The 11346-nt window shown below is 59.4% G+C and carries 10 protein-coding genes; 5 read left to right on the top strand and 5 right to left on the bottom strand.

What is annotated here, in order from left to right:
• Window positions 1-43 precede the first annotated feature (43 nt).
• Window positions 44-976 (bottom strand): SDR family NAD(P)-dependent oxidoreductase, encoded by a 933-nt coding sequence (locus HX812_RS21800; RefSeq protein ID WP_038842112.1) that lies wholly within the window; start codon window positions 974-976, stop codon window positions 44-46.
• Between the two features lie 456 nt (window positions 977-1432).
• Complete coding sequence (locus HX812_RS21795) at window positions 1433-1924, bottom strand: hypothetical protein (RefSeq protein ID WP_038842114.1); 492 nt, start codon at window positions 1922-1924, stop codon at window positions 1433-1435.
• A 122-nt stretch (window positions 1925-2046) separates the two neighbouring features.
• Here HX812_RS21795 and HX812_RS21790 point away from each other — a divergent pair, with 122 nt between their 5' ends.
• The 4 genes from HX812_RS21790 to HX812_RS21775 all read left to right on the top strand — a co-directional run bounded on the left by HX812_RS21790 (window position 2047) and on the right by HX812_RS21775 (window position 6371).
• Window positions 2047-2925, top strand: a complete 879-nt coding sequence (locus tag HX812_RS21790) for an AraC family transcriptional regulator (protein WP_038842117.1) — start codon at window positions 2047-2049, stop codon at window positions 2923-2925.
• 104 nt (window positions 2926-3029) lie between these two features.
• The gene (locus HX812_RS21785) at window positions 3030-4376 is read left to right on the top strand and encodes a CHASE2 domain-containing protein (protein ID WP_038842120.1); all 1347 of its coding nucleotides are present in this window, start codon (window positions 3030-3032) and stop codon (window positions 4374-4376) included.
• Between the two features lie 37 nt (window positions 4377-4413).
• Window positions 4414-4779: a hypothetical protein gene (locus HX812_RS21780; protein ID WP_038842122.1), complete on the top strand. Its 366-nt coding sequence runs from the start codon at window positions 4414-4416 to the stop codon at window positions 4777-4779.
• Window positions 4780-4793: 14 nt separating this feature from the next.
• A complete protein-coding gene (locus tag HX812_RS21775; protein WP_038842125.1) occupies window positions 4794-6371 on the top strand; it encodes a M48 family metallopeptidase in 1578 nt (525 codons plus the stop codon).
• Between the two features lie 3 nt (window positions 6372-6374).
• On the opposite strand, the gene HX812_RS21770 is transcribed toward HX812_RS21775, so the two are convergent.
• The 3 genes from HX812_RS21770 to HX812_RS21760 form a co-directional block, all read right to left on the bottom strand.
• Entirely contained in the window at window positions 6375-7076 is a 702-nt protein-coding gene (locus HX812_RS21770; RefSeq protein ID WP_038842128.1) for an SDR family NAD(P)-dependent oxidoreductase, read from the bottom strand.
• Window positions 7077-7096: 20 nt separating this feature from the next.
• The gene (locus HX812_RS21765) at window positions 7097-7300 is read right to left on the bottom strand and encodes a 4-oxalocrotonate tautomerase family protein (protein WP_016979078.1); all 204 of its coding nucleotides are present in this window, start codon (window positions 7298-7300) and stop codon (window positions 7097-7099) included.
• Between the two features lie 203 nt (window positions 7301-7503).
• Window positions 7504-8805: an OprD family porin gene (locus tag HX812_RS21760; protein ID WP_038842131.1), complete on the bottom strand. Its 1302-nt coding sequence runs from the start codon at window positions 8803-8805 to the stop codon at window positions 7504-7506.
• Window positions 8806-9216: 411 nt separating this feature from the next.
• Here HX812_RS21760 and HX812_RS21755 point away from each other — a divergent pair, with 411 nt between their 5' ends.
• On the top strand, window positions 9217-11304 hold the full coding sequence (locus tag HX812_RS21755; protein ID WP_038842132.1) for a TonB-dependent siderophore receptor: 2088 nt from the start codon (window positions 9217-9219) through the stop codon (window positions 11302-11304).
• The last annotated feature ends 42 nt before the right edge of the window (window positions 11305-11346 follow it).

Here is an 11346-nt window from a genome sequence, read left to right as displayed (position 1 = left end):
CTGAGCCAATACTGCGTAAACGTCGGGCGAAGTGACCGGCGAACTACAAACTGCGCAAAAGCTGCGCCAAACCCTGACCGATGGATGTCGGTTGCGCGAGTGCAAAACGCTCCAACAGACGGGTGTTATCGGCGCGCGAATGGCGTATGTCGCCTTGGCGTGGCGCCTGGTACGTCACGTTCAACGGGGTGCCGGTGGCATTGCCCAGTTCGGCGATCAGGTCGTTGAGGCTGGTCGAGCGGCTAAGCCCTACGTTGATTGCTTCAGGTGCCGGTTCGCGAGTCTCGACTGCCTGGACGAGGATGCTCACCAGATCCTGCACGTAGACGAAATCGCGGGTTTGCTCGCCGTCACCAAATACGGTAATCGGCTTACCCGCCAACGCGCGCTCGGTGAAGATGCTGATCACACCGGAGTACGGCGAAGACGGATCCTGACGGGGACCGAAGATATTGAAGAAACGGAATATCACCGGTTGCAGGCCGTGCTCACGACGGTAGAAGTCCAGGTAGTACTCACTGGCCAACTTGTCGCTGGCATAAGGCGTCAGCGGGGACTTGGGGGTGTCCTCGGCGATGGCTGTGCCTTCGCCGTTGTTGCCGTAGGTCGCAGCGCTGGAGGCAAACACGACGCGCGCCACGCCGGCCTTGAGCATGCTTTGGCACACATTGAGCGTGCCGACGAAATTGGCCTGGTGGGTCGCGACAGGGTCGTCTACCGAGGCCTGCACCGACGCCACTGCAGCCAGATGCACGACGGCGCTGCAATCACGCATGGCCTGCTCGACCACGGCGCTGTCTGCGACATCACCTATCATCAGCTCCAGTTCTGGGTTCCCGGCGGGCAGATTAGCCACCTTACCGGTCGACAAGTTGTCCAGTACGCGAATTTTGTAGCCTTTACCCAGCAAAGCATCAACCAGATGTGACCCAATAAAACCTGCACCACCGGTAACCAGAATTCGTCCTACAGCCATGAAGTTTACTTCCTAAGACTCGAGCGCAGGCACGCAGAAGCGGACCCGCAAATTGAAGGTGACAGTGTTTAAGGGCTACCCTGACCAACATCGCCTGGCCATCCGAGTCCAAGCCGCCTTATCCCTGAATCTTGAAGAACCACAGCATGGGACGAATGCGCGTCGCTAATGTCATTTTAATGGCTTAGAGCCATCAAAATCGTCGCGAATAATGTTGGATCCGCAAGAGACTGTCAACGCATTGTCTTACTTGCCGCCAAACGGCAGTTTCAGTCAAAAATAAGTCATTTAATTGACGGCACTAATTGATCACAGGTCACGCCGCACGACCGAACTTGCCCTGTAGCGTGCGGCACCATCAGCACACTAAAAGGCAAGAACGTCCGAGGATTTTTGCGGGCGGCATACAGGATACCGAGGGGAATGGCTTTACTGGCGGGGAGGTCTTGCAGAGTTTCAGTGGGCGGCGATAAGACGCGCCTTCCTGCGCAAATGAACCATCTGTACGGCCACGCCAACCACCAGCATCACGGCGATAATCGCTTGCGCGCCAAGCAGTACCGGGGATTTCAGATCGGTCACGAAAGGGTGGCCATCCGGCACACGACGCAGCGTTTCGGATACGGTGGGCACCATCAGAAAGAACGCGGTCAGGCTCAAGAAAACGGTTTCCAGGTACGCGCGCGCTCTTCCCAGCCAAACGACGTACTCGACTCCGTAGCCCGCCAACAGCAGCGCAAGGGTAATGACACCGATCACAGGACTGACGGGTTGATGCGCGACCAGAAATACCGTCAAGCCACCGATCAACATCGACACGAAGTAGAACAACCCCGGCACCGACCGAGGAACAATGCGCCCGTGTTTGATAAACATATAGGCGGCCAGTGGAACGGCCGGCAGGCTGCCGAGGGTGTGCAGCCAGCCAAGGGGGGAGATTCCGAACATTTGAGTGTTCCCATGCAATTGGATGTTGTGCATAGACGAGCGGCGCTGAAAACTTGCATCCAGACGGCGGCGGCGCGCTATGATCTCGAGGCTCAGCTTAATCAGGATGGGGTCGGCGCGACATGATGGATCCTTTGGAAAACTTGATCATTCATCCAGAAATGCAACTCGAAGGTTTGGCCAAAGGGGATCTGCTGTCCCAGGTCCTGGCGCAGATCCGCCTGACGGGTGACCGTGTTTATGCCTGCACGCTGGCGCAAGCGCAGCCCCTGGAACTCGATGAAAAAAGCGCTCACATCTGTGTGCTTCAGCAAGGCCAACTGCGTTTGGAGATTGCCGGCCAACCGCCAAAAACACTCAACCAGGGCGATGTCATCCTGCTGCCCCACAGCCCAGCGGGCTTGGCGATGACGGCAGTGGAGGGGGCCGCCACCGTGGTCATCTGCCGCTTCTGGTTTGATGCGAGCAGCTTTCAGGCCATGCTGTTTGCCCTGCCGCGGCTGATCCATATCCAGCATGCCGACGCGGCCGCCTGGTCGGAAGGCATCCTGCATTTCATGTTGCTTGAAGCCCACGACACGCAGCCAGGTGGGGCATTGATGATTTCGCGGCTGATCGACCTGGTGGTAATCCGTATCCTGCGCACTTGGGTGCACCAGGGGCTTGCTTTCGGATGGCTGGGTGGGTTGTCGGATGCGCGGATCGCCCGGGCACTTAAAGTCATTCACGAAACGCCTGGCAAGCAGTGGCGCATCGATGCCCTGGCGGAGATGGCGGGCATGTCGCGGTCGAATTTCTGCGACCGCTTCAGCACACTGGTAGGACGCTCGCCGTTGCGTTATCAGAATGAATGGCGGCTGGCACTGGCAAAAACCATGCTGTCCAAACAGGACGCCCGCATCGGAGAAGTTGGCTTCGCGATTGGCTATGAGTCTGAAGCGGCATTCAGCCGCGCCTACAAAGCCTATTTCGGGCGCTCGCCAAGGGAGGACAATGCTTAGTCAGCGGGCGCGCCACACACTTATGGCACTTAGCCACCTTTTTCATTGACACCCCCTCCTCGCTCCGTTAAAAACCCTGCCTTGCTTGTGCTTTTTATCGAGACATGGATTTGTCGACCCCTGCGCTTTTCAATCACCGCCGCTACTGGCTGGCGGCAATCATCGTGCTACTGGCGATCCTGGACCCTTTCGGCCTGGCCAGCTCCAGCGACAAGGCGTCAGCTCAGTGGCTGAACCGGATGTTCGCAAGCCACTACTCCAGCGAAGGTCAACAACGCGTGGCGGTAGTGGTGATCGATGATGCCTACTTGATGCGCAACGGCACCTCTTGGCCGATGCCCTACGGCGAGCAAAGCAAATTGTTCAAACGCTTGCTGGCGTACAAGCCCAAGGCTGTTTTCGTCGATTTGCTGTACAGCCATGACCATTCTTTTGGCGACCCGGCGCGGGGCAGTCAGCTACTGGCAAATGTGTTCGAGCGATATCAGCGCCAGGGCATCCCGCTGTGGCTGGCCAATACCGGCGTCGTGCGAGGCGAGGCGGGCCAGGCCAACACACTGCAACCCTTCGCCGAGGTCAGTCGCCCAGGCCTGGTGGCCTGGGAAGGCGTGGGCGATCAGTACCCGTTGGCAGTTCAAACGCCACTCGGGCTGATGGAAACGCCGGCCATGGCGCTCTACCGCGAGCACTGTAGGACGCAAGAGTGCCCGTCGCCGCCGGTGGATGCCCAAACCGCCGCACAGCTGCAGCCTATCGCCGTGCAGTGGGGGCTTAAGCTGGCTCCAGAGCAGGCGCGTATTGCCGATGTGCGCCACTGCGCTTCGACGCGGCACTTTGTCCTGGATGGGCTCGCGCAGTTTTTCCAGGCGGTGTTCTGGAAACTCGACGACTCTGCCCAGGCCCGCTGCCCTTACACCCTGACCGTGTCAGCCAGCGACTTGGAAGTCAGCGACCCGCAAGACCAAGCCTTGCTCACCGAGTTGTTGCGCGACCGCCTGGTCCTGGTCGGCGCCAATATCACCTCCACGGGCGACCTGGTTGAATCGCCGGTTCACGGCCAACTACCGGGCGTGTACCTGCACGCCATGGCCTTGGACAACCTGATCAACTCAGGCATGGACTACGCCCACGAGCCCGGCAACTTTCCCGGCCTGCCCTTCAATTGGCTGGACCTGCTGGAGCTTGTCTTGTTGGCGCTGATCGCCGTGCTCAAGGCGCTGCATGCGCGACGGCTGGCGGGTCACCGCACCTGGAGCCGTTGGCGCCGCAGGGAAATCCGATTTTTTTCTTCACCGTGCCCGTCGTGGCTATTGGTGATGTCCGTACTTGTCCTGGTGAGTGTGCTGTTGAGCGTCAACCACATCACCCCGGTCAACGTGCTGGGCATTGTGTTGCTGTCATTGGTGCTGTTCAGCGAACGGATCGAAGCCTTCTTCGACCGCGATCGCTGAGGGGGCCACTCAGATGTCTTTCTCAAGGAACCCAAGGATGAACAGAAGCCTCATTGTGTTGCTCGCCACCCTCTTTACCCAGGGCGCCTGGGCGGAAACCCACAGCATCAAGGCCTTCCTCGCCGACCCGGTCGCGGTGCTGGATGAGCAAGGTAAACAACAGCGCGAGTTATCGAAGCAAGAGACGCCTACGCAGCCTTTGCCGGTGTTGCAGTACAACCAGGCGCTGGATTTGGTGCAGGTGGAACTGGCCGGCCAGAAGGTCTGGCTGGACACCATGGACCTGCGCATCGAGCCGCCGCTGAACGTGGTGGATCTTCCCTGCCAAGGCCTGACCAAAAGCCAGGCCAAAGACAGCCGCAACAACTCCACCATTGGCTTTGGTGCCGGCTGTAATCAATAACAAGGAGCGCTGCGGTGAAAGGATCTCTATGGGCGGCCAGCCTGCTGGCAAGCACGCTACTCAGTGGCTGCGCGACGTTGAAGGGCGCCGATCAGGCGTTCATGAACCTGGTGGGGCCTTCGACCCAATCCCGGGTCCAGGGCCATTATGTGGATAACACAGACGTGCGCCCGTATTACAAACTCGACCCGCAACGCCAGAGCCAACAACGCTTGAGCTATGACGGACGCGCAGTCCCCGCCGCCGAGGCCCGCCAGCAGAACCTGGTGGATATTCCGATGCTGCAGGTGTACCTGCAGGGCATTGTCACGCGCTTGTCCAAGGGCTGGCCGGGCGAGTTGCCGGTCTTGCAGGTAAAAATCACCGACAGCTACAGCTTCGGCCCGTCGGCTGACCCTTACGGAAATGTATTCGTGCCCCTGGGCATGCTGGATAACGTGGGGAGCGAAGACGAAATTGCCGCGATGCTCGGTCATGAGATGAGCCACGTCTTGCTGCACCACCACGACCGCATGGCCGCCTTCCAGCAGCAGAAAGAGATGTTCACCACGGTCGCCTCCACGGTCGCGCTGGCCACCATGGCTGCCGACACGGGCGTGGATCGCAGTTCCGGCACGATGAAACTGTTCAGCAAAGACCCGGCCGGCACCCAGAAGACCATCGGCAATACCGTGCTGTATACCGCGCTGGCCAACACGTTTTCCGACCATGTCTGGAGCACCGCCTGGGGCCGCACCCAGGAAGACCAGGCCGACCTGCTCGGCACTGACTTGATGATCCGCGCCGGTTATGCGCCCCGTGCCGCCACCCACAGCCTTGAGCGCCTCAACGATTTTCAGGGCAAGCAGAAACCGTTGCTCACGGGCTTTCTGACCGCACGTAAAGATGCCATGCAAGACTCGCTGCAGCAGTTCAACCTGAACCGGTTTACCCAGGAACTGGATGTGCTGGTCAAAGGCGGCCTGACCACCAGCATCACTGCGACGGCCCAGTACTTCAATCGCTCCCATATGTCGGCAACCGACCGCGACACCGAGTTACGCCAGTACCTGCAACGCGAATATCGGCAGGAACGCCGCGCCCGCGTCAGCACTGCAAGCTGGACGAAAATGAAGAACACCCCGCAAGTGGCGAAGGCCATGCAGGGTTACAAGGATGCCTATTTCGCCAACGACGCCCTGGAAAAAAACAAAGTCCCGGACGCTGATGGATTCATCCGCAAAGCCTTGGCCTCCCCCGTCAAAGATCAGCCAGGCATCCGGCGCACCGCCTACACCGTGCGGCTGGCCCAGGGCCGGAACAGCGATGCGCTGAAGGAACTGCAAGCGATCAAGGACTGGAGCCTGGCGGGCCCCTCCACCTACGACCTGATGATCAGCTATCACCTCAAACGCGGGGATGGGCAGTCGGCGCTGGCGATGATCGACAAGGCGGAGCGCCACCTCGGCTCAGAAGAGCTGTTCATCACCGAGAAACTGTTGGCCAACCAGCAAATGCAAAATGCGCAGCAGGTACAAACCGTGCTGCGCAAGTGTGAGCAATATCCGGCACGTAAAGACAACTGCAAAAAACTGGCGCCGGCCAAAGCCTGACCTTTAGTGACCGGCGCTTTGCCCACCGTCTACGTGCAGAATTTCGCCGGTCACGAACCCGGCGTTCTCCAGGTAGACGATCGCCTGGGCGATGTCACTCACCTCCCCCATATGCCCGACCGGGTGCAATTGCCCCAGCGCAGCGTGGGTGTCTGCGCCGTGCATCGGCGTCTTGATGATCCCTGGGCTCACCGCGTTCACCCGGATGCCACGCTTGGCGTACTCGATCGCCAGGGACTTGGTCGCTGAATTCAGGCCGCCCTTGGTGAGGTTGGCGAGCACCGACGGCACGCCGTCAATCGCGTGGTCCGCCAGGCTGGTGGTGACGTTGACGATGTGGCCGGCGTGGTTCTTTTCCATCTCGGCAATGGCGAGTTGGGTGATGTAGAAGAAACCGTTGAGGTTCACCGCGAGCACATTGGCGTAGTCCTCCTGGGTGTAGGCCGTGAACGGCTTGGCGATGAAGATACCGGCGTTGTTGATCAGGCTGTCGATGCGCCCGAAGGTGGCCAGGGTTTCGCGAATGACGCGCTGGGCGGTGGCCGGGTCGGCGATGTCGCCGGCGACGGTGAGGATATCCGGGTCGCTGGACGGCTGGATCGAGCGCGACGTGGCGACTACGCGGTAGTCGAGGGCGCGGTAGGCCTGGACCACGGCGGCGCCGATACCTTGGGACGCGCCGGTGATGATGACGACTTTTTTCATGAGGGTTCTCCAGTAGGGATTCAGGCTTGGGATTTGCGGTATTCGGTGGTGGTGATGCCGGCGTAGCCCCAGTTATCGGTATCGACTTCTTCGATGACGATGTGGGTCAGGTCCGGGCGTTTGTGCAGGACGCGTTCGAGGGTTTCGGTGAACTCGGCGATGACCTGGGCTTTTTGCTCCGGGGTAACGCCGTCACGGGTGATGCGCAGGCTGACAAAAGGCATGGCGATGACTCCAGTGGCCGGCCATCAGGGTGATGGGCTGGCAGTGGGGCCAATTTAGGCTTGCGTCGGGAGGGGATAAAGGTGGGGCCGGGTACTTCATTCGTACTGCGGTGTAACAAGACGCGATGGAATGCCAGGCATAAAAAAACCCCGAACCAGTCGGGGTTTTTTATCGCCTGGAATCAGGCGCGACACCGGATCAATTAGAAAACGTTGATCGGGTAGTCGGCGAACAGACGGATTTCGTTACCGCCTACGTTGTACTGGTCAGCGTTGTTGGAGACACGCAACCAAGAGGCGCGAGCACGCAGGCTCAAGTCTTTGGCTGGACCGCTCTGGACCACGTACTTGAACTGGTTCCAGATTTCACGCTCGGTGCCATCGCCACGGTTGGTACCGTCGTCGATGTTGGTACCGCGAACGTAGGCAACGTTGTAGGTCAGGCCTGGTACGCCGAAGGTGGCGAAGTCGATGCCGTAGCCAAGCTGCCAGGAACGCTCGTCCTTGCCGTTGAAGTCGGACCAGTAGGAGTTGGCCAGCAGGATGGTGTTGCCACCGTCGCCGATGCCGCCAGCGTTGCGGTAGCCGCCGTACAGGTAGCCAGTGTCGCCGGTGCTGCGCTGGTGAGCGACGGTGAAGCTGTGCGGGCCAACAGCCCACGTGGCGCCCAGGCTCCAGATTTTGTTGTCACGCGCGTTTTCGTCTTTCTGGTTTTCCAGCGCGAAGCTCTTGTCCAGCTTGGTTTTGTAGCCGTTGAAGTCAAAAGTCAGCGACTGCTTCTCTGGCAGGGCCAGCACGTAGTTGATGTTGACGTATTGCTTCTTCAGCACGTCCTGCATGTCGGAGGCGTACAGCGCAGCCGACAGGCTTTCGGTGAATTTGTAGCTACCACCGATGTAGTCGATGCTTTTCAGGCGACCGCTGTCGGTGCCTTCCATGCTCTTGCGGGCTTCTTTGGTGAAGTGACCCGCGTCCAGTTGCAGACCGGCGATCTCTTTGGAGACGATCGAGGTACCGGTGTAGGTTTCCGACAACAGACGGGAGTTGTCGTACTGCAGCACAGGCACGGCCGGGAACTGATCACCGTACTTGAGCACGGTGTTGGAAACGCGGAATTTGACGGCAGCGCCGCCCTTGGCCAGGTCGTGGGGTGCCGAGCCAGGGTTGTTGGCAGTGCCATTACCCGGTTTGAAGAAGTCGATACCGCCGGCGCCAGCACGGCCTTTACCACCGTCCAGACGAATAGCGTATTGGCCGATCACGTCCACACCCACACCGACGGTGCCTTGGGTGAAACCGGATTCGAGCTTGCCGATGAAGCCTTGGCCCCACTCGGCTTTGTCTTGCTTGCCGTTTTTGTAGTCACGGCTGATGTAGGCGTTACGTGCGGCGATGTTCAGGTGGCTGTCTTCGATAAAACCCTTGGACTGGTCCTGGTCGTTTGCCATTGCTGTCGATGCGCTCAAAATCCCCAGAGCGATCAGACTCATCCGTTGCTTCAACATTTTCTTGTATTCCTTATTCCTGGTTGAGTACGCGCTGTGACACCAGGCTCCGTGTTGCTTTTTCTGGTGTCGACTGATTCCGGAAAAAAGAAGGCCCGCGGACGACTTAACAGGCCGCGGGCCTTTTTTATTGGATGAGTCATGGCGGTTAGCCACAGGCGTTGGGCGCAATCCTAGTCGCGCCCGGAACTATGTGTCAATTTCGCGAATCGTCTGTATTTAGGCGAAATAATTCTAAGCAAGCGCCTACAGCGGTTCTGTTAGCGACAAGAAACCGCATCCAAAACGGCAAAAAACACATCTAGTAACACATTTCAAAGCCGATACGTTTGATAACGGATAACGCGCGCAAATGCAAAGCATTACCATTAACGCGCAATTTCCTCCCAAACAATTCGGATACATTTCTCCATGCCTGCCCCTCGCCTGACGCCCATCACCCTTGGGCTTTCTGTTCTGCTGTCTGCCGGTTTTGCCTGTGCGGCCACGACTTTGCCCGAAACGTCGATCAGCGCCGAAGCTGACGAAGACGATCCGCGCGTCAAGGAAACCAGCACCGCCACTCGCACCGCCACACCCGTGCGTTATGTGCCCCAGGCGATCGACTCGGTAAAGACCGAAAGCCTGCGGTCCTACGGCACCAATGACCTGGGCCAGGCGTTGAGCGGCATTCCCAACGTCAGCAGCGGCGCTGACACGCGCTTCGACAGCTTGCGCATCCGCGGTTTCGACGCGAGCAACGACTTCTATCTGGATGGCATTCGCGACGACAGCCAATATGTGCGCGACCTGCACAACATCGAGCGCATCGAAGTGCTCAAGGGACCAGCAGCTGTGCTTTACGGGCGAGGCGGTCAGGGAGGGATCGTCAACCGCGTGAGCAAACTGCCTATGGCCGGGCATAAATCGAGTATCGAGGCACAAGGCGGCAGCAACGACTTGCGCAGTTTGTACGCCGACCTCAGCACCGACCCCACCGATAACATCAGCCTGCGCCTGAACATGGGCAACCAGGACAACAACAGCTTCCGCGACGGCGTCAGTGGCAATCGCCAGTTGTTCGCACCGTCCATGAGCTGGCAACTCACGCCCGACCTGAACTGGCTGGTGCAATATGAATACAGCCGCTACAACCGCACGCCAGACCGAGGCATTCCCGGCGTCAACGGCCGACCAGCAGACGTAAGCCGCAGCACCACCTACTTTGATAACCGCGACTACATTGACGACAAATCCCAGTCGCTGCGCTCCAAACTGGCTTATGAACTCAACGACAACTGGCAACTGCGCCAGACACTCGGTGTGTTCAAGCTCGACAGTGATTTCGACAACACCTACCAAACCGCCTACGTGCCGGCGAACAACAGCGTCACACGCCAACGCTGGCAGCAAGACCTCACCACTCTCAATATCTTCAACAACGTTGAGCTCGAAGGTGGCTTCAGCACCTACGGCCTGGAGCACCGCCTGCTCACCGGCCTCGAACTGGGCAGCCAGCGCCGCGATCCGAAGCTGTATACCGCCACTGCCGTCAGCCGAGGCGGCCAGGCCGTGCCGAGCCTGGACCTCAACCAGCCCAACCGTAACCTCAGCCACACCGGCCGTATGAGCGTGTCGAGCAACAATCACACCGAAGTCGAAAGCCGCGCACTTTATGTACAGGAGCAACTGCGCCTGAATGATCAATGGCAAGTCCTGGCAGGCCTGCGTTATGACCGCTTCGAAGTCGACACCAAGAACAAGCTGACCCACGCCCAGCAGGCTGTCAAAAGCCACAGCACCAGCCCGCGTTTCGGCCTGGTGTGGACGCCACTGGAGCACCACTCGTTCTACGCGTCGTGGAGCAAGACATTCTCGCCTGCGGGCGGCGGCTTGATCGGTATCACCCCGAATGCTGCCGGCAGCGTCAACGACCTGAGCCCCGAGCTGACCAAGCAGAAGGAAATCGGGGTCAAGAGCGACTGGCTCGACGACCGCCTGAGCACCACCCTGGCGGTGTACGAACTGGAACTCTACAACCGCCGCACCAGCGACCCGCTGGACCGCACCATCACCCTGCTCAGCGGCTTGCAGCGCTCACGGGGCGTGGAGCTGACCGCCACCGGCAAGCTCGTTGGCAATTGGTATGTACGCGGCGGTGTCGGCCTGCAGGATGCCAAGGTCGAGAAGGACAACAACGGCTTCGAAGGTAAGCGCGTCAGCGATGTGGCCAAGCGCAATGCCAGCCTGTTCATCACCTGGAAGCCGGAAATGGGCTGGTACGCGGAAACCGGCCTGACGCTGGTGGGCGACCGTTATGCCGACAGCCTCAACACCGTGGTGTTGCCGGGTTATGGCCGTTGGGATGCGCTGGCCGGGTTCCGGCAGAAGGAATGGGACGTGAGGGCGGCGCTGAACAATATCGCGGACAAAAATTACTACGCATCGGCGACCAGTGTGGCGCAGATTCAGCCAGGTGAGCCGCGTAGCCTGGTGGTGACAGGTACCTACAGCTTCTGAAGAACGCGGTCCGTGTGGGAGCTGGCTTGCCTGCTCCCACAT

It is taken from the genome of Pseudomonas sp. IPO3749 (genome assembly GCF_013386605.1).
Taxonomy (GTDB): domain Bacteria; phylum Pseudomonadota; class Gammaproteobacteria; order Pseudomonadales; family Pseudomonadaceae; genus Aquipseudomonas; species Aquipseudomonas azotoformans_A.
Note: the sequence above shows the minus strand (reverse complement) of the source record. Positions and strands in the feature narration are given on the sequence as shown.